The organism is Breoghania sp., from assembly GCF_963674635.1.
Lineage (GTDB): Bacteria > Pseudomonadota > Alphaproteobacteria > Rhizobiales > Stappiaceae > Breoghania.
Genome location: NZ_OY771475.1, coordinates 1,175,575 through 1,198,561, shown reverse-complemented (window position 1 = coordinate 1,198,561; position 22,987 = coordinate 1,175,575). Strand labels below are relative to the sequence as shown.

General features: G+C 63.1%; 25 protein-coding genes. All 25 read left to right on the top strand.

Annotated elements, in window-relative coordinates:
* Positions 1 to 3 precede the first annotated feature (3 nt).
* Positions 4 to 1,992, top strand: a complete 1,989-nt coding sequence (locus tag ABGM93_RS05380) for a terminase gpA endonuclease subunit (RefSeq protein WP_321504058.1) — start codon at positions 4 to 6, stop codon at positions 1,990 to 1,992.
* A 2-nt stretch (positions 1,993 to 1,994) separates the two neighbouring features.
* Positions 1,995 to 3,587, top strand: a complete 1,593-nt coding sequence (locus ABGM93_RS05375) for a phage portal protein (protein ID WP_321504055.1) — start codon at positions 1,995 to 1,997, stop codon at positions 3,585 to 3,587.
* Positions 3,587 to 3,832, top strand: coding sequence for a gpW family head-tail joining protein (gene gpW, locus ABGM93_RS05370; RefSeq protein ID WP_321504053.1), 246 nt, complete (start codon positions 3,587 to 3,589; stop codon positions 3,830 to 3,832). The genes ABGM93_RS05375 and gpW overlap by 1 nt, the downstream gene beginning before the upstream one ends.
* A gap of 13 nt (positions 3,833 to 3,845) precedes the next feature.
* Positions 3,846 to 5,147 carry a S49 family peptidase gene (locus ABGM93_RS05365; protein ID WP_321504051.1) on the top strand — a complete coding sequence of 434 codons (1,302 nt, stop codon included), beginning with the start codon at positions 3,846 to 3,848 and terminating at the stop codon, positions 5,145 to 5,147.
* Between the two features lie 95 nt (positions 5,148 to 5,242).
* The gene (locus ABGM93_RS05360) at positions 5,243 to 5,953 is read left to right on the top strand and encodes a head decoration protein (protein ID WP_321504049.1); all 711 of its coding nucleotides are present in this window, start codon (positions 5,243 to 5,245) and stop codon (positions 5,951 to 5,953) included.
* A gap of 86 nt (positions 5,954 to 6,039) precedes the next feature.
* Positions 6,040 to 7,089, top strand: coding sequence for a major capsid protein (locus ABGM93_RS05355; protein WP_321504048.1), 1,050 nt, complete (start codon positions 6,040 to 6,042; stop codon positions 7,087 to 7,089).
* On the top strand, positions 7,071 to 7,424 hold the full coding sequence (locus ABGM93_RS05350; protein WP_321504047.1) for a hypothetical protein: 354 nt from the start codon (positions 7,071 to 7,073) through the stop codon (positions 7,422 to 7,424). Before ABGM93_RS05355 ends, ABGM93_RS05350 begins: the two co-directional genes overlap by 19 nt.
* Positions 7,421 to 8,104 (top strand): DUF6441 family protein, encoded by a 684-nt coding sequence (locus tag ABGM93_RS05345; protein WP_321504046.1) that lies wholly within the window; start codon positions 7,421 to 7,423, stop codon positions 8,102 to 8,104. The genes ABGM93_RS05350 and ABGM93_RS05345 overlap by 4 nt, the downstream gene beginning before the upstream one ends.
* Positions 8,101 to 8,556 (top strand): hypothetical protein, encoded by a 456-nt coding sequence (locus tag ABGM93_RS05340; protein ID WP_321504045.1) that lies wholly within the window; start codon positions 8,101 to 8,103, stop codon positions 8,554 to 8,556. The genes ABGM93_RS05345 and ABGM93_RS05340 overlap by 4 nt, the downstream gene beginning before the upstream one ends.
* 36 nt (positions 8,557 to 8,592) lie before the next feature.
* Positions 8,593 to 8,808 carry a hypothetical protein gene (locus ABGM93_RS05335; RefSeq protein ID WP_321504044.1) on the top strand — a complete coding sequence of 72 codons (216 nt, stop codon included), beginning with the start codon at positions 8,593 to 8,595 and terminating at the stop codon, positions 8,806 to 8,808.
* A gap of 28 nt (positions 8,809 to 8,836) precedes the next feature.
* Entirely contained in the window at positions 8,837 to 9,805 is a 969-nt protein-coding gene (locus tag ABGM93_RS05330) for a phage tail tube protein (protein ID WP_321504043.1), read from the top strand.
* Complete coding sequence (locus ABGM93_RS05325; protein ID WP_321504042.1) at positions 9,805 to 10,305, top strand: hypothetical protein; 501 nt, start codon at positions 9,805 to 9,807, stop codon at positions 10,303 to 10,305. Before ABGM93_RS05330 ends, ABGM93_RS05325 begins: the two co-directional genes overlap by 1 nt.
* Positions 10,239 to 10,586 carry a hypothetical protein gene (locus ABGM93_RS05320; RefSeq protein WP_321504041.1) on the top strand — a complete coding sequence of 116 codons (348 nt, stop codon included), beginning with the start codon at positions 10,239 to 10,241 and terminating at the stop codon, positions 10,584 to 10,586. The genes ABGM93_RS05325 and ABGM93_RS05320 overlap by 67 nt, the downstream gene beginning before the upstream one ends.
* Positions 10,587 to 10,708: 122 nt before the next feature.
* Positions 10,709 to 13,144, top strand: a complete 2,436-nt coding sequence (locus ABGM93_RS05315; RefSeq protein ID WP_321504040.1) for a hypothetical protein — start codon at positions 10,709 to 10,711, stop codon at positions 13,142 to 13,144.
* Between the two features lie 18 nt (positions 13,145 to 13,162).
* On the top strand, positions 13,163 to 13,528 hold the full coding sequence (locus tag ABGM93_RS05310) for a hypothetical protein (RefSeq protein ID WP_321504039.1): 366 nt from the start codon (positions 13,163 to 13,165) through the stop codon (positions 13,526 to 13,528).
* Between the two features lie 3 nt (positions 13,529 to 13,531).
* Entirely contained in the window at positions 13,532 to 14,059 is a 528-nt protein-coding gene (locus ABGM93_RS05305; RefSeq protein ID WP_321504038.1) for a DUF1833 family protein, read from the top strand.
* Positions 14,060 to 14,064: 5 nt separating this feature from the next.
* The gene (locus tag ABGM93_RS05300) at positions 14,065 to 14,478 is read left to right on the top strand and encodes a hypothetical protein (protein WP_321504037.1); all 414 of its coding nucleotides are present in this window, start codon (positions 14,065 to 14,067) and stop codon (positions 14,476 to 14,478) included.
* Positions 14,475 to 17,732 carry a host specificity factor TipJ family phage tail protein gene (locus tag ABGM93_RS05295; RefSeq protein WP_321504036.1) on the top strand — a complete coding sequence of 1,086 codons (3,258 nt, stop codon included), beginning with the start codon at positions 14,475 to 14,477 and terminating at the stop codon, positions 17,730 to 17,732. The genes ABGM93_RS05300 and ABGM93_RS05295 overlap by 4 nt, the downstream gene beginning before the upstream one ends.
* Complete coding sequence (locus tag ABGM93_RS05290; protein WP_321504035.1) at positions 17,729 to 18,265, top strand: hypothetical protein; 537 nt, start codon at positions 17,729 to 17,731, stop codon at positions 18,263 to 18,265. The genes ABGM93_RS05295 and ABGM93_RS05290 overlap by 4 nt, the downstream gene beginning before the upstream one ends.
* A complete protein-coding gene (locus tag ABGM93_RS05285; RefSeq protein ID WP_321504034.1) occupies positions 18,265 to 18,987 on the top strand; it encodes a hypothetical protein in 723 nt (240 codons plus the stop codon). Before ABGM93_RS05290 ends, ABGM93_RS05285 begins: the two co-directional genes overlap by 1 nt.
* 25 nt (positions 18,988 to 19,012) lie before the next feature.
* A complete protein-coding gene (locus ABGM93_RS05280) occupies positions 19,013 to 20,353 on the top strand; it encodes a hypothetical protein (RefSeq protein ID WP_321504033.1) in 1,341 nt (446 codons plus the stop codon).
* A complete protein-coding gene (locus ABGM93_RS05275; RefSeq protein WP_321504032.1) occupies positions 20,346 to 20,930 on the top strand; it encodes a hypothetical protein in 585 nt (194 codons plus the stop codon). The genes ABGM93_RS05280 and ABGM93_RS05275 overlap by 8 nt, the downstream gene beginning before the upstream one ends.
* A gap of 71 nt (positions 20,931 to 21,001) precedes the next feature.
* The gene (locus ABGM93_RS05270; RefSeq protein WP_321504031.1) at positions 21,002 to 21,940 is read left to right on the top strand and encodes an N-acetylmuramidase family protein; all 939 of its coding nucleotides are present in this window, start codon (positions 21,002 to 21,004) and stop codon (positions 21,938 to 21,940) included.
* Positions 21,937 to 22,434 carry a hypothetical protein gene (locus ABGM93_RS05265; RefSeq protein WP_321504030.1) on the top strand — a complete coding sequence of 166 codons (498 nt, stop codon included), beginning with the start codon at positions 21,937 to 21,939 and terminating at the stop codon, positions 22,432 to 22,434. Before ABGM93_RS05270 ends, ABGM93_RS05265 begins: the two co-directional genes overlap by 4 nt.
* A complete protein-coding gene (locus tag ABGM93_RS05260; RefSeq protein WP_321504029.1) occupies positions 22,431 to 22,796 on the top strand; it encodes a DUF1515 family protein in 366 nt (121 codons plus the stop codon). The genes ABGM93_RS05265 and ABGM93_RS05260 overlap by 4 nt, the downstream gene beginning before the upstream one ends.
* Positions 22,797 to 22,987 lie beyond the last annotated feature (191 nt).

The following is a 22,987-nucleotide window of genomic DNA, read 5'->3' as shown; positions in this document are numbered from 1 at the left end:
CCGATGACGGAAATGATCGTTGAGACGGCCAATGCGGAGCGGCTGGAGGCTGCGGCGCTGGCTGACGTGTGGGCCCCGCCGCCGCCGGTCGACTACCTGAAGTGGGCCGAAGAAAACATCGTTTTCTCGGAGCGCGAAAGCCCGCATCCGGGACCGTACAACAGGCAACTGTTCGGCTACTTCGACGAGATCCTGACGGCGCTTTCGCCGGATGATCCGTGTCGCATCGTGACCGTGAAGAAATCGGCGCAGCTCGGCGGGACGGTTCTCGCCAATATCTTCACCGGCGGTTCCATGGACATGGACCCCGGCGACTTTCTCTATGTCCACCCGACCGACGGAAACGCGGTTCGCTGGTCGAAAATGAAACTGGCGCCGATGCTCAAGGGCACACCGGCGCTCGCCCGCATCTTCCCGCTCAAAGCGCGGGATGGCGGCGACTCGATCCTCTACAAGGAAAGGAAAGACGGCCGCGGCGCCATCCAGATTTCCGGCGCGAACTCGCCTGCATCGCTGTCGCAGGTGACGATGAAACGGCAGGTGCAGGACGACCTGTCGAAGTGGGAGCCGAATTCTGCGGGCGATCCCGAGACGCAGGCCGACAGCCGGTCGCAGGCGCATGAATTTGCGAAGATCGCGAAGATATCCACGCCTCTGATCATGCCGGGTTGCCGGATCACGCGGAACTTCGAGGACGGCAGCCAGGAGCACCCCTACGTGCCGTGTCCGCATTGCGGGCACATGCAGGTGCTGACCTGGGCGAACATGCTGGAACACCTGGACGAAGACCGTCCGGAAGATGCGCATTTCGTCTGCGAGGGGCCAGACTGCGGCGGGGTGATCGAGGAGCACCACCGCGCGGAGATGCTGCGCCATCGGGAATGGCGGGCGCACAACCCGAAAGCCAAACGGGATCACCGCTCGTTCTGGATCTGGTCAGCCTATTCTGTGCTTCAAAGCTGGGAGCGGATTGCACGGGCGTGGATCAAAGCCAAGGGCGATCCCGCTTCCGAGCAGACGTTCCTGAATGACGTGGTGGGCGAAGCCTATCAGGCGCAGGGCGAAGCGCCGCCCTGGGAGGAGTTGCGGGACAGGGGCGCGAATTCGGATTACCCGCGCGGCACCATTCCCGCCGGCGCGCTGATCGTCACCCTCGGGATCGACTGCCAGACCGACCGCGTGGAATGGCAGTTGGTCGGATGGGGCCGAGCAAAGAACCGCTTCGTCATCGATTACGGCGTCATCCCCGGCCACGTGGCCGATGAGGCCACCCGGAAGAGGCTGGACGATCTTGTCAGGCAGACATGGCTCAACAGTTGCGGGCAGCGACTGCAGGCCGACATGATCGGGATCGACGGCAACGCCTGGACGGAAGATGTCTGGGGCTGGATCAAGAAGCACCCGGCCAGCCGCGTCATCATGGTGCGCGGTGCGAAGTCCGAAACCGCTCCGATGCTGGAACGCGTGCGGAAGGAAACGAATCCGAAGACCGGCAAGAAGCTCAGATACTCGAAGCGGTTCTACAACTTCAACGGCTCCGTGATGAAGATGGCGCTCTACCGGAACGCCAAGAAGACGGACCCCTTGGAAGAGGGCTATGTCGCCCTGCCGCGCGGGCTCGATGACGAGTATTTCCGCCAGATCACATCCGAGCGGCGGGTGGGCAAGAAGGGCAAGGACGGGTTTGAGGTCTTTCGCTGGGAGAAGGATCCGGCGCAGGCGAACGAGGCGCTGGACACAATGAACCAGGCGGAGGCCGCAGCCATCCGGTACGGCATTCGCAGCCTGACGGAAGCGGCCTGGGATGGGTTGGCGGCGACGCGCGAAGTGCTGGCGCGGGCCGCACAGCTCGATATCGAAGACCTGATGAGCGCCGCGAACGTGGCGCCGCAGGTGTCGCCGGGAGGCGGTGACGAGACCGCCGCCGCGCCACAGCCGAAGGCCTCCCGCACGGGCGGATTTGGCGGACTTGCGAAATCACTGAACGGGTAATCATGACCGCATCTGTGCCGATCATTCCGCGTGGCAGCGATGCCGCCCGGCCGACTCCGGCTGCGCAATACCTGCGCCCGGACCGTGGCGGGTTCGTCCAAGGCTGGCCGCAGCCCGCTCTACGGGATGCCCGCCACGATGTGCGTATGGCCTGGGGGGCGGTCGCCTCTCGCTCGATCGAGACGATCCAGAACAACGGTTGGATGTCGGGCGCCGTCGACCAGGCGATCGGCGACACGCTCGGTTCGGGGCTCAAGCTCAATGCAATACCGGATGCGGCGGCATGCGGGTTTGGCGATGACAAGGCGGCGGCCGACTGGTCGCGGGGGGTGGAAAAGCGTTGGCGGACATGGGCCGACGATCCGCTCGAATGCGACCTGCGCGGCAAGATGACCGTCGATGCGATGGCGGAAGCGGCGCTCAGGAGCCATTACGGGTTCGGCGAAGCGGCTGCGCGGATCGTCATGCGGCGCCGCCCCTTCGCTGCGACGCAGACAAAGGTGCAGATGTTCTCGCCGCTCCGCATCGTGCAGGAGACGCGCGAGGAGGCGCGGCTCTACCAGGGGGTGTTTCAGGACGCGGACGGGATGGCAACAGGCTATCGCGTCAAGGCCCGGGTCGATGGCATCGAGCGGACGGTCGATCTGCCGGCGCGCGACCGGGACGGGCGGCCGCTGGTCGTGCATGTCTTCGACGGTGCAGCCGACCAGACGCGGGGGATCTCGCCGTTCGCCCCGATCCTGAAGGTGTTTCGCCAGGCGGATCAGCTGGCTGATGCGACGCTTGTGGCGGCAATGCTGCAGACGATTTTCGCGGCCACGGTCAAGAGCAACGCGCTTTCGGAAGAGGTGTTCGAAGGGCTGCAGACCCAAGACGGAAGCGGAAACCTCACCGGCGATGTCGCGGCCTTCATGGATGCAAAGGCGGATTGGTGGAAGAGCACGAAAATCGACCTCGGGCAGCACGGCCGGATTGCTCATCTGTTCTTCGGGGAGGAGTTGGAGTTTCACAACACCAATCACCCGCACAACAATTACCTGCCGTTCATGCGCAATCTGCTTCGGGAGATCGCGCGGTGCATCGGCGTTTCGTACGAGTCTATGGCCTTCGACTACGAGGGCGCGACTTACTCGTCGGTTCGGATGGGAATCTCCTCTCTCTGGCCGCAGGTCACCCGCCGGCGCAAGCGCGTGTCAGCTCCTTTCTATCAGGCGGTCTACGAAGCCTGGCTTGAAGAGCAGATTGCCCAAGGCTGGATAGCGTTCCCGGGCGGCTATGCCGGGTTCCTCGCCCAGCGCGGTGCGGCCTGCCGGGCGAAATGGGGCGGACCCGCGAAGCCCACCGCCGACGATCTCAAGGCTGCGAAGGGCATGGGCGAACGGCTGGAGCGCGGGGTTTCCTCGCTGGAAATCGAGGCCGGCGAACTCGGCCACGACTGGGAGGAGGTCGCGGAACAGCGCGCGCAGGAAAGCGCCCGCTATGCGGAACTGGGTCTTGCCGACCCGCATGCGGCCAAAGGCTCTCCGCTGGCTGCGGCTGTCGGCGACCCGGACCTTGCCGACGAAGAAGACCAGACGACAGAGGGTGGCGCGTGATGGCGAGCGTGTTCGACGGGATCGACACCACGAACCCGTGCCTCGTGTGGCCGGTTCTGCAGCAGGCGCTCTACAGGCTTGCGGCCGGCGAGCAGACAGTGCGCATCAAGCATGGTGATTTCGACGAGACGGTAACGCAGGCCTCGGTCGCCGACCTGGAACGGATGGTCAACCGGCTCAAGAGCGAGTGCAACGCGAAGAACGGTGGCCGTCGACGTTTCGCTATGGGCTCGGGCTATTGCTGAGGAAGAAATCGACATGACGCAGAACATGGACCTTGCATACGCCCGTGTTGCATCGAGCTTTTTCGGGCAACCGTTATTGCTGTCCGAGGAGCAGGGGATGTTCTTCGGCCAATACCTGGCGTCACGGATGCTGGGTATCGAGGCGCCAGCTCCGCAAGGAAACCGCTTTATCGGTGAGGAGGAATTCTCCGATCGAACGGGGCGGCCGAAAGGATTTGCACGGATCGGCTCGAATATTGCCCGTGTAGGACTCATGGGCGAACTTGTCACCCGTGGCGCCTGGATGAACAGCTACTCCGGAATGACCTCCTATGAGGGTTTCTGTGCTCAGCTCTCCAACGCAGTTGCCGACGATACAATCGAGACGATCCTCCTCGATATAAACACGCCCGGTGGCGCGGCTTACGGGATGATCGATGCTGCGCGAGCTATCCGTGCCGCGGCTCAAAAAAAGCGCGTGATTGCTTCTGTCCATCCGATGGCGCTTTCGGCCGGCTATGGACTCGCCAGTGGCGCAAGTGAAATCGTCGTCATGGAAAGTGGTGCTGTCGGTTCGATCGGGGTTCTTCTGGTCCACTTCGATCATTCGAAACGCCTCGAAAATCTCGGTGTCACTACGACCATCATTCACGCGGGCAAGAGGAAAGTGGACGGCAATCCCTTCGGTCCGCTCGAAGGCGACGCCCTTACCTCAATCCAGAAGCGTGTTGACTCAATCATGACCGACTTCGTTGGCCTTGTGAGCGAACATCGCAAGATCTCGGAAAAAGCGATCCGCGATCTTGAGGCGGAGGTTGTGCCCGCCAAAGACGCCGTGAATATCGGTCTGGCAGATCGCATCGGAACATTTGAATCGATCGTCACCGATCTCACATCCGCGCCCGCCGGGCGCACCCTCTCGCAGAACAGGAGACCTTCCATGAGCGAGACCACGAGCGCGCCGGCCGCTGAAAACGCCGGCATCCCCAAGGCCGAACATGACGCGGCGGTGAACGCGGCGGGTGCCGAAGGCGCGTCTGCCGAGCGCGAGCGCATCAAGGCGATCCTGGGATCGGAAGAGGCGCAGGGCCGGGCGGCCCTGGCGCAGCACTTCGCGTTCAATACCGCGATGTCGCCGGAGGATGCGAAGGCGGCGCTGGCGGCCGCGCCTGTCGAAGCGGCATCCGGCGCCGCGCCCGAACAGACATTCGAGGGGCGCAAGCAGCAGGCGGCGGCCGGTGCCGTGATCGACATGGGCGGGCCGGCGCCGATCGGCGAGCAGCCGCGCTCCGGGCTGTCCAAGGCCATCGACCGCTACGTTGGCGCTCAGCGCTAACCGGCCATCTGCCAGAACCTGCAGAGCCTTGCAACGCCGGTGACATGTCACCGGCGAACGGCCCCGGCTGGGGCAGAGCATAAGGAAACGAGATCATGAGCATGCCGTTTTACTCGATCTCCCGGGCGCCGGATCTTTCGTCGCTGATCAAATGGGAGGCCAATCCTGATTACTGCCGCGAGGCGATGACGGTACTCGCGGGAAACGGAGGCGCGCGCAAGATTCCTGCGCTTTCCATTGTCGCCAAACTCAGCACCGTCACTTTGACGACGGCGGCTGCGGCGGCGGGCGCTGGAAATACCGGCGACGGAACGCTGACGCTCTCCGACCCGGCGGTGACCACGGCCGCCAAGGAGGGCATTTACACTGTCACCTGCACCGAGCCGGCGGCGGATGGCGGCACGTTCAACGTCGAGGGACCGGACGGGAAGTCCGTCGGTACCGCCAAGGTGGGCACGGCTTTCGCCAAACAGATCAAGTTCACGATCGCCGATGGCGCGACGGACTTCGCCGCCGGTGACAGCTTCACCGTGACCGTCACGGCCGATGTGATCGGCTCGAATGCCGGCAAGGTGGTGGCCTGGGATCCTGCCGGCACGGATGGCTCGGAAGTCGCCTATGGCTTCGCCTGCAACGAGGCGACGGCGCCCGACGGCGAGGACCTGGTCGGTGGGCTCGTTGTGCTTTCGAGGATGGCACTGTGTTTCGCGGGCGGCATCGCCTGGCCGGACGGCGTAACGCCGGCTCAGAAATCCGCCGTGCTGGAGGTGCTGGAAGAGCGCGGCGTGGTGGTGCGGACCGCCTGAAAATCATGAGGCCGGCATCGCCGGCCGATCCCCTTCATTGAATTCGCGGAGCCGCTGAAAAGGCCCGCCAGTCAGGAGATACGGCGATGCCGGAGATTCTGTTTCCCTATACGAATGTGGAGTTGACCGAGGAGGTCAACCGCCTCCCCAACAACTTCGGCCTTTTGAACGCACTCGATATCGCGCCGAGTGAGCCGATCGGCTCGCGCTACGTGCGTATCGACTACCGCGACGGGCAGCTCGTCGTGCTCGCCGCCGAAGAGCCGGGCGCGCCCGGGCAGATGTCGGAAGATGATACCGAAGGCGGGATCATCCTGATCGTCCCGCACTTCCCGCATCTCGGCACGATCAAGGCGGCGGACCTTGCCAACGGCATTCAGGTGGTCGGCGGTGTGATGCAGGCGCGCGATCTCGACAGCGAGACGGCGAAGAAACTTAAAACCATCCGCGGCCACCACGCCGTCACGCTGGAATACGTTCGCATGGGCATGCTCAAGGGCCTGATCAAGGATGGTAAGGGCAAGACGCTCTACGATCTCTACGAGGTTTTCGGCATCACGAAAAAGACCATCGACTTCAAGCTCGGCACGGCCGCCACGAACATGGTGGAGAAGTGCGAGGAAGTCGCCGACCACATCATAAGAAACGCCAAGGGCGAGACGGTCGGGCAGGTCGAGGTGATCGTCGACACCACGTTCTTCAACAGGTTCACGTCGCATCCGAACGTCGAGAAGTTCTGGCTGCAGACGCAGCAGGCGCAGACGCTGCAGAAGTTCGAGCGCGACCGGCTTGGCGGCAACTGGGGGCGCGTCTTCGAATTCGGCCAACTCATGTTCCGCGAGTACAAGGCGACGTTTCCGGTGCGCAACTCCAGCGGCGCGATCACGTCCGAGGTCGCGGTCGCGGCGGGCAAGGGGCATGCGTACCCGACCGGTACACAGTCCATGTTCGCGACCTACCAGGGGCCGGCGCACCACATCGACATGGTCAACGTGGCGCCGGATGCCGCCGATCCCGTCTTCATCTCGGTCGAGGTGCTGAAGCATGGCGAGGGCGTGGAGATGAAGTCGCAGACGAACCGCCTGCCGGTCTGCAAGCAGCCGGAATGCCTCGTCGAGTGCTATTCCTCGGACTGATCGGCACCGCCATGGATCCGACGAAAGCCGCCCGTCCGGTCGACACCGCGTTCTCGCGGTTTGGCCGGGCGGCGACCTATACGCCGCCATCCGGCGTTGAGGTCGCCGGGATACGTGTCATCGTCATGCAGGATGATGACGAGGGGATCGATTGGGGGCAGGCGCGGCCGCAGGTGCGCACGTCCCGGCTGGAGGTGCGGCGAAGCGAGATTGCGGAGCCGGTGAAGGGCGGGCTCTTCGCGCTTTCCGGCGAGAGCTACAGGATCGTTTCCAAGCCTCGGCTTTTTGACAGTGCGCGGCTCGTGTGGGCGTGCCAGTGCGAGGCTGTGTCATGACGCTCGGGCTGCAACTGGCGATCCGGGGCGACCTTGAGAAGTACCTCAAGGCCAAGGAACAGCGGCTGACGGGCGCTGTTCGCGATGGCGTCAACGCGGCAACAGATCTCGGCAAGCGTCGCCTGCGGATGGCAACCAGATCGGCTGGGCTTGGCGGCAGGCTTGAAAAGACCTGGCGGGGCAATGTCTATCCTCGCCGGGGGAAACCGACACTTCAGCCTGCGGGGCTGATCTTTTCCAAGGCCCCGCAGATCATGCGGGCGTTTTCTGAAGGAAAGCCTATCCGCTCCCCGAGTGCGGGCGGCTTCCTCGCCATCCCGACGGAATTCGCGCCCCGCACCGGAAAGGGCGGCAAGCGTGGACCGATGCGCATGGAAGAATTTCTGGAGGAGTACGGCACGGATAGCCTTCGGGTCATTCCGGCCGCTGGTGGTCGCAGGTTTTACGCCATCGCCGACAAAGGTTTCAGACGGTCGCGGGGAAAGCGGGCGGCCTCCAGAAAGACGAGCAAGAGTAAACGAGCCCGGATCGGGGATGAACAATTGCTCATGTATGTTCTCGTCAAGCAGGTTCGCCTTGGCGTCCGGATCAACATTTCGCACATCATCGCCGTGCTTGAACGGCAATTCCCGAAACTCGCGAGCGAGCGGATCGGGCGCGCGCTTTCGGAGGCCGCATGACCACGCGAACAGGGGCGGCACTCGATGCACTGGAAGTCGCGATCAATGCCGCGGCCTCCATCAGCCTTCCGGCGCTGGAGCGCAACCGGACGCTCGACGATGCCTTCAGCGCACTGGATGGGGGCGCACTGGCCTATCTCAACATGGTTGATGGTGATGTCGCCACGCTGGAAACGCAGCTTGGTGGCGAGGAACCGTACGAACTGAGCCAGTCGGCGACCTTCGAATGGTTTGTGAAAGCCGATACGGAAGCGGATCTGCGCGCGGCCTTTGAGGCCGGTCTGCTTGCGCTGGACGATGCGCTTGATGCCGACCGCACACTTGGCGGTGTGGTCGACAATGCGGAAATCACGGGGCTGCGCCGCGACAATCTCGCGACCGAAGGCATATCCGGCCTGCGGGCTGCGGAAATCGATGTGGTGATGACGCTCACCTCCGATCGGCCTTTCTAGGTTCCGCCGGTCACAGACGAACACGAGGTTCCCGAAATGACGAAACGCAAGGCGAGCGCCGCAGAAGCGGCGGGCGAACAGGGCCGCGCGCCTGAGCCTGAGATGGTCGACGTTGTGCTGCTGGATGACGAAACAGGCTTCGGTGCGCACGGCAAGGTCGTTTCCGTGCCGATGGATGCGGCAGCGGAGCTTGAAACCGGAAGCCGGGCGCGCCGGGCCAATGCGCGCGACCGCGCCCTTGCCGGGCTGTGAGAATCAGGATCCTTGAGGAGAAACGAACATGCCCACCGCAGCCAAGCCCCGCGGCAAGACCGCAAACATGCTGTTCGGCATCCAGAGCGCCTTCGATACGGCGGCCACCGGCAATTACACGCGCACCCCGTTTTATTCGGAAAATCTCGGGGAGGCGGAGCCGTTTGAGGACGATCCGCTTCTCGGGCAGGAACGCACGAACAATCGCGACACGCTCGCGCTTGCGCCGGGGCTCGCTTCACTTTCCGGACAGATCGCGGTGCCGCTCGATCTCAACCATATCGCCTACTGGCTGACCGCGCTCCTGGGCGCGCCGGTTACGACCGGCACGGGGCCCTACACGCACACCTTCGCCTCAGGCGGCGAGGTGCTGCCCTTCTATACCATCGAAATCGAGAAGCGGGCAGGGGCCGCGTTCTTCCAGTCGATTGGTTGTCTTGCCGACAGTTTCAGTTTCGACACCACCCGCTCGGCGGGTTACCGGCAGGCCAATGTCAACATTCTGGGCCGAAACCAGGTGAAACTTGCCGCAACCGGGGGTGGCGCGCCTGTGGCGATGCTTGCGCGCAACCCGATCGCGGCGGCCATCGGTCGCGTGTTGATCGACGACGTGGAGGTCGGCAATTTCCGCGGCGGGTCGTTCCAGTACAACAACAACGCCGCGGCCGACGACAGCCTGAACGGCACGAAATATTCCTCCGGATTCGAACTCGACGCGGATGCGACCTGTAGCGGGTCGGCCCGCATTCGTTACGCCAATGAAAGCTATTATGACCTGATGGCGGCGGGCGATCCGTTCAAGTTCGAATTCGAACTGGCTGCCTCCGCGACAGCCAAGATTTCGTTTGTAATGGCGAATGCACGGTTTGAAAAAGGGGCCTTCGCCCCCATCGGCGGGCCGGGCGGACTTGAGGCGGAACTGAACTGGCGGGCGGAACAGTCGGCAACAGATCCGATGCTGACGATTGCCGTCACCAACGGCATCGAGTCTTACTGATGCTGAGGGTTGAAAAGATCGACCGCACCGTCAGGCGGCGCAAGTTCGTCGATGGCGCCTGGCTGACCATGCGCCCGGCAACCTCCATCGAATCCATTCAGGCTGAAACCGAAGCCGCGCAGATCGTCGCCGACTGGCTGAAGGCGCCGCAGGGGCTGCGCGAATTCGGGCTGGATGAATTCGCCGGGCCTGAGGATGGCGAGGATATGGAGGCGCAGGTTGATCGCGTGATCGGCCTGACGCGCTTTCTCGTCAACGCGCTTCTGTTCGAAATGCTGGTCACCGATTGGGACGGTGTCGGCGATGCCGACGGCAACCCCATCGAAATCACCCGCAAGCATATCGGGATGCTCTTGAGCAACGCCGATTGTTTCGCCGCGTTCGAGCGGTTGGCCTGGTCGGCAGTACGCACGGTGAGTGCGGAGGGAAACGCATGCGCCGCCTCGCCGAATGGATCGGTGGAGGCGGCGGAGACTATTGCAAGGGCTGCGCCGATCTAGGGACGGACTGCGGCGATGCCTGCCCGATGCGGGCCAATGCGCCGCGCACGGGTGAAGGCGTGGCCGTGGTGCGCATTGCCGGTTCATCCGGCGGCGTCTGGCGACGCAACGGGTTCAGCGGGCGGCTAGAGGGGCTGAGCGCGGAAGAGGTGCTTGCGCGCGTGTCGGGATCCGAATGGCTTGACCGCGACATGCTGATTGCCGCGATCAATGGATTTGAAGCCGGGATGCTGGCAGCCGCGGCGAAGCCGGCGGACAAGGAAAAAGAGAAAAACTACTGAAATTCGCAGATGTATGTGCAGTGCCTCTTAAGAAAAACGGCGGAATGGGCCTTTGCGGGGCAGCACTGTGAACTGTCTTCGTAACGGTAGGCAAGCCGGAAATCATTGGAGAAAGTGCCGATATGACAGGAAAGAACGCTGGCACTGTTTCGATCCGTCTCGCGGTTGTCGATGGGAAGATCGTCGAAAAGGAACTCAAGGGGGTTGGCCGCGAGGGTCGCAAAGCCCTGGAAGCGATTGCAAAGGGCGTCCCTCCCGCCAACCGGGGGCTGAAGGCGGTTGACCGCACAGTCGGCGAGGTCAAAACGCGCCTTGGCGGCTTTGCGGGATCGTTGGGGCCTGTCGGTGCTGGCTTGAGCGCGCTTGGTCCGCTCGGGGTTGCCGCTGCCGCAGGAATTGGGGCGATGACGGCGGGGCTGGGATTGCTTGCCTCCAAAGCAAGAGACGCTTCGATCCAAATGGCGGAACTTGCCGCCAGCGCCTCCACGGCTGGCCTCAACGTGGAGACGTTTCAGGAGTTCGAATATATCGCTCTCAAGACCGGCATCGGGATCGATGCGCTGACCGATGGCATCAAGGAACTGCAACTGCGGACTGACGAGTATGTCCAGACGGGGGCGGGACCTGCTGTCGAGGCATTTCAGCGTCTGGGGCTCAGTCAGGATGAACTAAGGGGCAAACTCAGCGATACGCCTGCGCTGCTCGATGAGATCATATCAAAGCTCCGCGGTTTTGACCGTGCCGGGCAAATCAGAATTCTCGATGAACTGTTCGGCGGCACAGCGGGTGAGCAGTTTACGCGGCTCCTGACGGAGACGACATCCTCGCTCACCTCAATGCGGCAGGAGGCTCGTGAAACTGGCTTTGTCATCGAAGAGGCATTCGTCACAAAGGGGAAGGAAGCTTCGCGGGAACTGAACCTTCAAATCGAGATCATGAACAAGAAGTGGTCGGAGACGCTGGTCAAGTTCGCGCCGCTAAATGCCGCTGTGCAGACATTTGTCGACACTGCCGCCGATGGTCTGCGTACGCTAATTGATATATTCGCCAAGGTTGAAGACAAAACAACCTCAGCGTTGCGGGTAAATTATGCGGACGTCTTGAATGATCTTGCAGAAGCGCGTGCGGAGCTTGAGCGTTTGCAGGCCCTCCCGGAGAATAACCGTACACGCGCGCAGATAGGGCGTGTCGATGGGCGTGTCTCAGAGCTGCTCCGTCAGGCGGAGGAAATGCAGGCTATCCTTGACAAGCGGGATGGATACTCGCCGGACTTTGTCTTTGGGGGAGAAACCGGCGGAAAAGTGGTTGATCGCATCACCACCGAGTTGCGCGCGCAGGCATATGTCTGGATAGAAAAGATCACGCCCGCCGCCGAAAAGCACAAGGCGACGCTCGCGGAAATCGCCGTGCTGGAACAGAAGGGGCTGCTGAGCGCGGAGCAGGCCGCGGCGGCGCGCACCAAAGCGGAAAGCGACTATCAGGCCGCCGTCAAGAACTCCATGCCCAAGGGCGGTTCGAATACCGAGGCCGCCAAGATGTTGCGCGAGGTCGAGCAGTTGCTCGCCGCGGCGCGCACGCCTGCACAGGATCTGGAATCCCGGCTTGCGCGGATCGCGGAACTGCGCGGCGCCGGGGTGTTCGAGAAATATGCCGGTGCCGGCCGTGGCGATGCCGCCGCGCAGCGGGCGGCGGCCGCGGCGATGCGGGAATTTCTGGAAGCCTCCGACGATTCCGCGGCGGCGCTGGAAAAGGTTCGCGCGATTGCCGGGTCTGGCGCCGGGCTCGATGCGCTGGCTGCGCAATCGGCGCTCGCCGCCGATGAGATGCGCCAGATCAAGCTTGCGGCCGATGATGCGCGCGGCGTGTTGGCGGATAACTTTTCCGGGGCGATCCTCGATATTTCCCATGGTGAGGACGCGCTCGACAGCTTTGCCGGTGCGCTGGAAAACGTCGCCTCCATCGCCTTGCGCATGGCCTCGCAGCAACTGATTTATGCGGCGCTTGGCGGCGGCATGCGCGGCGGCGGGTTCGGCGGTATCGGCGGCGGTATCGTCTCGTTCATAAGTAGCCTTTTGGGGGGCGGCTCAAGCTTTGTTCCGTCTACCTCCATGGCGGCCATCTATCACGAAGGCACCATGTCGGTTGACGGCAGCCCGCGCACGGTTCGCGAAATCCCCTCGCGGGTGATGGCGCAGGCGAAGCGGTTTCATACCGGCGCGCTTCGCATCGGCGAGCGTCCGGCGATCCTGGAGGATGGCGAGGCCGTTCTGTCCCGCACCATGAAGCGCGGGCTTTCCAGCGGGATTCAGGGTCTTGAGGGCATGGCCGGGATGATGCCGCAGGCGGTGATGTCGCCGGTCTTCAATGTCAATGTCACGTCAGAAGGCGGCGAGGCGGAGGTTGATAGCCGCCGGAACGACCAGGGCGGCTTCGACATCGATGTCATGTTGCGCCGGGTGCGCAAGGCTGTCGCCGAGGACATCTCCAGCGGCGGACCGGTGCGCAGCGCGATTTCCCAGACATTCGGGATTACGAACGCCCGGACGCTGGTGCGCTGACGGGTGGAGGGATAACGCATGGCGCTTCCTGTCTGGCCGGCCAGCGTGCCGGCAACGCCTCGCCGCCGCGACTTTCAGGTGAGCGAAGAGGCGAACCCGCCGATCACGACGGAATTCGAGGCGGGCAACGATCGGTCGCGTCCGCGCGGGACGGTACAGCATCAGAAGCAGAGTTTTTCCCTGCGCCTCGATGAGACGCAGTTTGCAACCTTCGATACCTTCTGGCGCACCGATCTGGCACAGGGCACGAAACGCTTCACCATGCCGGTGTGGATGGAAGGGGCAGGCATGGTCGCCAAGACGGTGCGGATGGTCTCGCGGACACGGCCCGCACGTTCCGGGCGGCTGATTGTCGTGGCGGTTGAGATCAAGGTGGAGCTGTAGCCCATGAGCGATGAATGGTCGGCGGCGGTTGAGGAGGCATATGCAAGCGCCACCTCGACGGTGGTGCTGCACACGGTCGAATTGCGTCATCCGGGATTTGTCGAAGACGGGAACGTGATCGCCATTCGCCTAGTCGCCGATGAGGCCGACCATGCGTTTCTGCTGGAGGATGCGGCCCCGATGGACGGCGGGCAGACGGTCAATTTTCTTTCCCTGCCGTTCGGGTTCGAGCCGCCATCTTCGGCTGAGGGGCAGGTGCCGCAGGTCAAGTTCTGGGTTGATAACGCCTCGCGCCAGATCCTTCCGCACCTGGAAGAGGCGGTGAATATTCGCGCACCCATCGAATTGACCTATCGCGAATACATCGTCGGCATGGACGGGCCGCAGACGCTGGTTGACGGCATCGAGCTTTCACGCATTTCCGTCAATGGCCAGCGCGCGACCGCGACGGCCCGGCTCAATGACTGGCAAGACCGGCTATTCCCTGCGCGGCTCTACGATATCGAAACGTTCCGGACGCTGACGAGCTGATGCCGATGACAGGTCCGGTGGGCGATCTCGCGGCGATACAGGCGCTGATCGGGACGCCATACGACATCGCAAACCGCGCACCGCGCCTCAACTGCTGGGGCTGCTTTGTTGTCGTGCAGGGGCTGCTCGGGCGGGCTCTCGATGCAATACGGATCGAGGGGGCCGGCGCGGCGGAACTGGCGCGGATGATCGCCAGTCACAATGAGCGCGCCCGGTGGCGCGAGATTGCCGGGCCGGTGCATGGCTGCGGCGTTCTGATGGGGCGTTCGCGCGCACCGATCCACATCGGGACATGGCTCGACATTGACGGGGGTGGGGTGATCCACGCCCACGATCCGGCGGGTGTCGTCTTCGAGCGCCTTCCGGATATCAAGGCCGCCGGGTGGCGGCATGTGACCTTTCACGAAATCGACGCATGACGCATCATCCCTGGCCGCTCCTTTCGCCTGTCGCGCTGCCGCCGGCAGACGCGGGCACGCCGCTTGCCGCCCATATTGCCCGACACGGCCCGCCCGCCGCGCTTCCCTTCGTCGTGTCGGTCGACGGGCAGGCAGTCTTGCGCAAAGACTGGCAGATGCCGGTTGCCGACACAGCCGTGATCGAGGCTGTCGTGCTGCCCGCAGGCGGGGGCGGCGGAAAGCAAATCCTCGGTTTCGTCGCCATGATCGCACTAGCCGTATTCGCGCCGTGGGCCGGTGGATTTCTTGCGGGTGCGCTCAGCCTGGGGGCAACGGCTGCCGGGGCCATCGGCACGGCGATCCTGATCGGTGGCGGCATCCTGATACAGACGCTGATCGGCGCGCCGCCCGTTGCCGGGCGCGCCGGAAACCTTGAGGCGTCGCCGACCTATTCGACCAGCGCATCGGGCAATGCGGCAAGGCTCTATGAGCCCATCCCCGTGCAATATGGCCGGATGCGGATGGTGCCGGATTATGCGGCGGATCCTTATCAGGAATTCGAGGGGAACGACCAATATCTCTACATGCTGCTGTCGCGCGGCATGGGTCGCTATGAGGCGGAGGCCGTTTATATCGGCGAAACCGTCGTCTGGACGGCTGCCGACGGGTTCACGGGCTCCATCGACGATATCGAACTCACCTTCCACGATCCGGACGAAGAGGTCACGGCCTTCCCGGTGCAGGTGGAAACGTCGTCTGATGTCGCATCGCTGTTGCTGGAAGAGCTTATCTGGATCGGCCCCTACGCGGCCGTGCCCTCAGGCCAGCAAGCGCACCGCCTTGCGGTCGATCTGTTTTTTCCCGAGGGGCTTTATGCCTTCAACGACAAAGGGGACCGCCAGTCCGTTTCCGTGTCGTGGAATATCGAGTATCGCGAGATCGACGATTCCGGCGTTGCTGTTGGCAGTTGGGAGACGCTGAGCGCGGAAACACTGTCGATGAAGACCGCCACGCCGCAGCGGATCTCTCGCAGCCTTGATGTTCCGCTCGGGCGGTATGAGGTGCGCGCGCAGCGCGTCAATCCGTGGTCGTCGGGGGACAAGAAGCTTGACCGGCTGGAGTGGGGCGGGCTGCGCGCCTATCTCGACGGGCCTCAGAGCTTCCCCTGTTCCACGCTCGCGGTAAAGGTGCGCGCGAACGAGCAGCTTTCCGCGCAGTCCTCGCAGCGCATATCCGTTATCCAGACGCGCATCTTGCCGGTGTGGGATGGTGAGCAATGGAGCGAGGCACCGACGCGCTCGATTGCCTGGGCGGCCGTCGATATCTGCCGCAATGCGATCTACGGTGCTGCGCTGCCCGATGCGCGCATCGATCTTGCCGCGTTCCTTTCCTACGATGCCGTGTGGGCGGCGCGCGGCGACAGGTTCGACGGCGTGTTCGACACCCGGCAAACACGGTTCGACGCGATGCAGGCGGTGCTTGCTGCGGGGCGGGCCTCCGTGTCGTTTTCCGGCAATGTCATTTCCATGGTGCGCGATGAGCCGCGAGCTCTTGCCCGGCAGGTTTTCACCGACCGGAACATTGTGCGCAACTCGCTCTCAATCGATTACGAGATGCACCGTTCGGACACGGCCGACGATGTGATCGTCGAATACATCGACGAAGAGACCTGGCAGCCTGCCGAGGTTCGTTGCACGCTCGCTGCCTCAAATTCCGTCGCGCCGGTGCGCAAGAAGCTGTTCGGCGTGTGTCAGCGCGATCAGGCCTGGGCTGAGGGTATCTATTCGGCGGCCGACAATTACTACCGTCGCGTGTTTGTCTCATTCGAGACGGAGTGGGAGGGGCGCCTGCTTCGCCGCGGCGACAGCGCGATCGTGCAATGCGAGATGCCGCAGACATGGGGGGCATCCGGGATCCTGCGCGGACGGAACGGGCTCGACCTGACCTTGAGCGCGGAACCGGACACGGACCCGGCAAACACCTACATCATGCTGCGCACCAAGCGCGGCGGCGAGTGGGGGCCCGTCAAACTGACCGGCTGGACGGGCACTGTTGTCACGCTGGATGCGGCCGACCTTGCCTATGTGGAGGGGCAGCACGGGCCGCTCGACGATCAGATCGTCGATACGGGCGAGGAGGCCCCCACATATCTGATCGGTGAGGGGGTATCCTTTGCGCGGCGTGTCATCATCTTGATGATGCAGCCGGAGGGCGACCGGGTGTCCATATCGGCCGTGGTCGACAATCCGGCCGTGTATGTTGCCGATCAGGGGGTGAGTGTGCCGGATCGTCCGACAACGGGCGTTTTGCCGCCTTCGACCGGCATTCCGCACATCACTGGCGTCTATGTGCGGCGCGAACAGTCGGTCGCGGAATCGCGTGTGCATGTGAGTGCCGCAGTCTCTGGCCCGGCGGTGAGTTTCAAGGCGGAGGTGTCCTACGATCTTTCCGCCTGGGAGCCGATCTATGCCGGCGCATTGCCGACCTTTTCCGCGCCCGTGCTGTTCGATGCCTTGTGGATCCGTATGGCGGCCGTGGGCAAGACGCAAGGCGCGTGGTCCGATCCTGTCGCCGTTGCCGCCGGAACGCCGGAATTGCGTTTGCCGGACGGGACATCGGTGACGGCCACGGACCTTTACGGGCAGGCAAAAGAGGCGCTGGAGCGGGCCGAACGGCTGGCTGCGGATGTCGCGTCGCGGGCGGATGAGATCGCGCAGGCCGCGCTTGCCAAGGCGTTTGCGGATCGCGCCGTGATCGGCACCATCGAGCAGCGGGTTTCCGCCGTCCTCGCCGAGCTTGGCAGCGCGCAGGCGGCGATTGTCGAGGAGCAGACGGCGCGTGTGGATGGGGACACGGCGACAGCGTCGGCACTGACGGCGGTTTCGGCCTCCATCGACGGGCTGACGACCGAGTTGCAGACCTATGCGGAATCCATTGCCGGGCTTTCCACCAGCTACGTTCTGCGCGGCTCTGTCGATGGCGGGAGTTACGGCGGTTTCGCATTTACGGGCGCGCAGGCCCCGGACGGGAGCGGGCCGGAATACACGTTCGCGATCCGCGCGGACAAGTTTTTGGTGTTGCCGCCCGAAGGTGAGGCGGGCGATGCGGTGCCGCCGATCGTGTTTGAGGGCGGCACGGCCTATTTTTCGAACCTGATTTCGCAGAGCATCACGGCGGACGATATCACGACCGGCTCGATGGTCGGCGGGAGAGGGCTCATGGAAATCAACCTGGATGCACCGTTTATCCTGATGAGCGCGGCGGTGGCACCATGACGATGCGGCGGCACCTCTATGCGGACCCAAATGTCGTGTGCATCTGGCAGCGCGATAGTGCGTTAGATCCGGTGGATCCGACACCGGAGCAACTATCGGCGGCGATCCGCTCCGATCCGGTGATTGCCGATCCGTCGGCGGATCTGTCGCGGGTCTATTACCATTCGGGTCTCGCGTATCTCGGCATCAATGAGGTGTGGGAGGGCACGTTCACAACGCTCGGCACCTCTGCCTCTGGCTGGCATGGCAGAACAACAAATCTGTTTGCTCACGGCCAGACCGGCAGGCCGCTCATATTCGGGAATATCGTATTCGGCAGTAAGGATGTTGGTTTTAATGGTACTATACTTTTGCAAAGCCGCAGAAGCCCAGCGGATGAAACATCCAACCATTATGTGACATTATTGACTGACGATACATATGTTAAGATTAGAGAAGAGCTTTACATATATAATAAATATACAGCTTTATATGCCACAGAAGTTACTATTCGGGTTGGCATATTCAATCTTGTAGTGCCGAGCGATTTCTGATGTCTAATCGTCTTCTAATCACCCCCGATTCAATAAATATCGATGATCGTGTGTCGCTGGCGACCCGCCAGTTGTGGAAGGATGCAGGCCATGTGAGGTTTGCATTCCCGCCCCAAGATCAGGCGCTGTCATTCTGGACGTTCTATGGGGTCAACAGTTACACCCAATGGAAATATGACCAGGACGACCTGCACACATATTCGGCGTGGAACGGTGGCCCTCCCGGGGCAAGTGTCCGCCCGTCAACAGCTGTTGGTGTAGGCGGCACACCGGGGGAGGGTTCGCCGGGGTTCGTGGCCAATGCGACCGACGGCATAAAAATCCACGGTCCGGACGGAGCGCGGATTTTTGATACAGAGGAACAGTCGCTCTACATCTCAAATGTCTACCAGGGTACAGTAAGCTTTCCGTCCCTTTTGAACATGACTGAGAATTCGAGATCGGTTGTAGACAGGCAGCTAGGCACGTGCCCGCTGGACTCTGATTTCAAACTCGGTTTTCTGAAAATCAGCTCTTACTACACCGATCCGCTGGACATGGCGCAGATCACGGACACGCTGTATATAGATCGTGCCTGGGGAGGCAACGCGCATCGGTTTCTGCAACTGATCATAACTGGCGGAAACGTTATCTTGCGCACCCAAGCCTATCTTGTCGGTAACGCGATCTCTCTTTCTAGCGTAACCGTCAAATACATCGTGTGGGTTGGGAAATACAACTAGCGCGGTCGTGCGCGCAGGAGAAATCATGACATCGGCACTCTATCAAACGGGCACCGTCGCGGTGACCGCAGGCTCTGCCGTGCTCTCCGGCACGGGCACAGGCTGGCTCGCCAATCTCAGGGCCGACAATCTGGTTCTGATCGTGGCGGCGGACGGGACGGTCGCTGTGCATCGCATCGCTGCGGTGGGCGGCGACGGGGCGGCGACCATCGATCCGGCCTATGCGGGGGCGTCTGCTTCCGGGCTCTCCTACATGGCATTGCAGACGCACCTCATGGTGCCGTCGCTGCTGAGTGCCGTGCAGGCGCTGATCGACAGCCTGTCATCGACGCTCGATGTGGAGGGCTCAAACGGGTTGCTGACGCTCGCCAAGGTGCTGGCGGGCGACAGTGCCGGCACGGTGCTGACGACGGGTGGTGATTATCGCTGGCGCTGGGGGGCGTTTGGCGATGACGACTTCCGGTTACAGCGCTCCGCCGACGGCGTGGCATGGGTGGATGTGATCGGGATCGGCCGTGCAACGGGCGCGGTTGATCTCGGGGCCTCGGTTGAGGTTGTGGACCTGACAGTTACGGGCACGATCACGGGGCCGGTGCGCGAGGCCCTGAATGGGCCTCGCACCTATTTTGTGAGCGAAACCGGCGGCGACGATGCCAACGACGGGATGACCGCAGGCACGGCATTCGCCACGATCCAGCGTGGTGTCGACGCAGTGGCGGCGATCGATATGGCCGGGCACTCCGCCACGATTTCGGTGGCGCCGGGAACCTATGCGGAAAATGTAACGCTAAAGGACCTGGTTGGCGGCAAGTGCATCATTCAGGGGGCGAGCGGTGTCGCCTCTGACGTGATTGTCAGGCCTTCCGGCGGGTCCGCGTTTATGGGGCTCGGCATTCTGGGAACGTGGGATCTGCGGAACATGCAGATCGGCGGTTCTGGCAGCATCTCCCGCTGTATCCACATGGACAGTGGGCGTCTCGACTTTCGCAATATCAACTTCGATACGGTCGGCACCGTCTTCAACCAGGTGCATATCTATGCGCTCGGCTCAGCTGAGATCAACGCAATGGGGGACTATGCGATCATCGGAGGCGGTGGTTGCCACTACTACGCAGACGGCTACGCGATGATCTCGGTTGCAAACCGGACGGTTTCACTCGTTGGCAGCCCGAATTTTACGGCCCGGTTCGCGGTGGCGAGCACGTTGGGCTGTGTCTACTTGCCAAACAACACGTGGAGCGGTCTTGCTACCGGGCAGAGGTATTTTGCGCGCGTACGCGCCACGATCTTTGTCAACGGTGCGGGCGCAACGCATCTGCCGGGCGATGCGGCCGGGGCTCTTAGCGAGGATGGCTATTATGTCTGAGGCATCGACCATGGATCGATATTGGCATGTGCTCGACACGGGCGATTATTACAGCTCTGCAAAGGCGGACTTCGTGGAGAGCGGCGATGCCGCATTCATCGCGTGGCAGGACGTCCACGGCGCGGCGCAGGGCATTGCCGATGCAGCCGAATTACTGGATGTGCTGCGCGCTCATGAGCCGGGCGGGGTGTCCCCGGCACTCGTGGCGGCGGCGCGGGCCGTGCGCCCGCCGGTTGCCGATGACGTCTATGTGGAGCGCGCCCGGCGGCTGGCGGCGGGGTTTGATTTTGATTTTCGCGATGCACGCGGGGTGCATCGGATCGGCACCACGCCGAAGGACCTGTCGGGCTGGGATGAGGTATCCAAATTCGCGGGTGCGCTGATCGACACGGGCATGCCTGCGGGCACCGTCGATATCGTCACGGACACCGGCCCGGTATCGGTGACGGCGGCGGAGTGGCGGGCAATAGAGGTTGCAGCGGCGGCGTTCCGTCAGCCGATCTGGGTTGCCTCGTTTGCGCTGGCGGCAATGGACCCGATTCCAGCCGACCTGGAGAACGATAGCCACTGGCCGTGATCGCGGCTCGTATAGAGGTTTCACAACCCGCCCCTGGAGGCGGGTTTTTTGTTGCCCGAAAGGATGATGCGATGGAACTTGGAAAAGGTAGGGCAGAAGCGGTGTCGGATGACGCCATGGCACTGCTGGCAAGGGAGATCGGCTGCCACCCGGCCGATCTTGAGGCGATCGCCGAAGTGGAGAGCAACGGCTTCGGCTGGTTTCCGGACGGGCGCATCAAGATCCTGTTCGAGAAGCACTGGTTCTACAGGAACCTGTCCGGTACCGCGCGAAAGCGCGGGGTGCAGGCGGGTCTTGCGCGCAAGAAATGGATTGCGCCCAAGGCTGGTGGCTACAGGGACCAGGCCACGGCCGATCAGCGCTACGCCCTGCTGGCCCGTGCGATCGAGATCGACGAGGAGGCGGCACTCAGATCGATCAGCATGGGCCGCTTCCAGATCATGGGCTTCAACTATAGCCCTTGCGGCTTCACGTCCGCGCGGCAGATGTGGGCGGCCTTCTGCGACAGCGAGAAGCACCAGCTGCGCGCCTTTGCGAGTTTCCTGCACAACAAGCATCTGGGCGAGGCGCTTCGGAACCGAGACTTCGCCCGCATCGAGGATGTCTACAATGGCGGAGGCCTCGGCGGCGCCTATGCGCGACGCATGGCGCGAAAGTCCGATCAGTTGCGGGCCGGCAAGTGGCACGGCTGGGAGGAGGGGGAAGGCGGTGCGAGCGAACCCGTTCTGCTTGCGCCGGCGCCTTTGCCGAACCCGAAACCGATCGCGAAATCGCGCACGGCCGGCGGCGCGGGGCTTGCCGCCGGCGGCGGCGCTGCCGTTCTCGTCCAGCCGGTCAGGGAGATGGTCGACTTTATCGAGGGCCAGAAGGAAGCCCTGAGCAGCGGCGATCTGATCGCGATGGTCATCGGCGGCATGGTCATCGCCGGTGCTTTCCTCGCGCTCTACGCCCGGCTGGATGACGGCGGATACCTGGACAGGTGGCTGCCCTGGCGGAGGAGGGCGGCATGATCGCGTCCATCGCCGCCGGCGCTGTCTCCTTTCTACTGAAGCTCGGCTTTGGCGGGATCGTGGACAAGGCGCTCTCGCACCTGGAGGCGCGGGCCGACAACGAGACGGAGCGCGAACGCATCCGCGCACAAACGACCGTGGAGGCCGTCCGCGCCGAGGTTGACCGTATCCGGGCCGAACAGAAAACCGCACGCCATCTCGCAAGCGAGGGCACCGCGCGGCAGCAGGCAAAGTTCAGCCACCCGATCTTCTGGGTTCTGGTCACGGCCGCGCTCGGCCCTGGTGTGCTGAACCTGTGGATGCTCTGGCTTTACAATTTTCTCTGGTGGTCGGGCGGGATATTCCCGCAAGCGTGGTCGATCGCGGCCTATCCGCCCCAGGCGGCCGTGTGGGTGGACATGTCGATCCGCTGGCTGTTTGACCCGGTCGCCATGCCGGTCACGATCGCGACGGCCGCCGCCGCGGCGCTGGCGGCAGGACGAAAAAGGCGATGACCGATCCGTTGCACGATATCCAGCGCGAGTTGGGGCGGCTGATCGGGCTGGTCGAGGGGATAAAGGACGACCAGGAAAAGGAGACGCGCCGGGCCTCGACAAGCCGGCGCGACCTCCACGCCAAGGTGGATGCTGCAAAGGACAGGGCGGAGGACGCCGCCCATGCCGCCGATGCCGCAAAGACGGCGGCCGATACCGCGAATGCGAAGATCGAAAAGGACATCATGCCGGTCATCGACGAGGTGCGTCGCTGGAAATTCGCGGGCATGACCTGGCTCGCGATCGCAGGCGTTGCCGGGGCATCCGTGCTGGCCTTCGTGATCTGGGCGTGGGATGTGATCCGGGCGAAATTCGGAGGGTGAATGACCAGACTGTTTTCGGCGAGCACATTCTAACCTTCAAGGGGCCGACAGGGGGCGGGCGGTTCCTGGGCGCGAAACCAAGCAAAGCGGGCATTCACCTGAGTTAGGTCGACGGCAGATTTCGGCCCAGTCCGGACATTAACGACGGACGCCGAGGACTTCTACTTCAAACTCTTTACCGATAATTGGGC